This window comes from Streptomyces sp. UF-297, from assembly GCF_058245575.1.
The window spans coordinates 1-524 of sequence record NZ_JBSIBZ010000248.1 but is presented as its reverse complement, the minus strand read 5'-3'; the positions used below and the strand labels follow the sequence as shown (position 1 = coordinate 524).

Here is a 524-nt window from a genome sequence, read left to right as displayed (position 1 = left end):
AGACCGGCGAGGCCACGGGCCCGCCGGTTCTCCGCCAGCGCGTCCAGGAAGGCGTTCGCCGCCGCGTAGTTGCCCTGACCCGGACCACCCAGCGTCGACGCCGCCGACGAGAACAACACAAACGCATCGAGATCCAGATCAGCAGTCGCCTCATCCAGATACACCGCGCTCGCCGCCTTCGCAGCCAACACCGTCTCCAGACGCGACACCGACAACCGGTCCACCACACCGTCGTCCAGCACCGCAGCCGTATGCATCACCGACGACAACGCAGGACCACTCGCACCCGTCCAGGCCACCAGCCCAGCCACAGCCGACCGATCACTGACATCACACGCCACCACATCGACAGCGGTCCCGGCAGCCGCCAACTCCGCCACCAGAGCCGCCACACCCTGCGCAGCAGGACCAGAACGACTCGTCAGCACCAGACGCGGCGCACCACGCCCGGCCAACCACCGCGCCACATGACCCGCGATCGCACCCGTACCACCCGTGACCAGCACACTGCCACGCGGCGCCCA

The 524-nt window shown here is 68.7% G+C and carries 1 protein-coding gene; it reads right to left on the bottom strand.

Going from position 1 to position 524, the window contains the following annotated elements; translation table 11 throughout:
- The coding region (locus tag AC4IJH_RS43670) for a ketoreductase domain-containing protein (RefSeq protein ID WP_490857590.1) at positions 1 to 467 on the bottom strand (467 nt) is incomplete at its 3' end.
- Between the last annotated feature and the right edge of the window lie 57 nt (positions 468 to 524).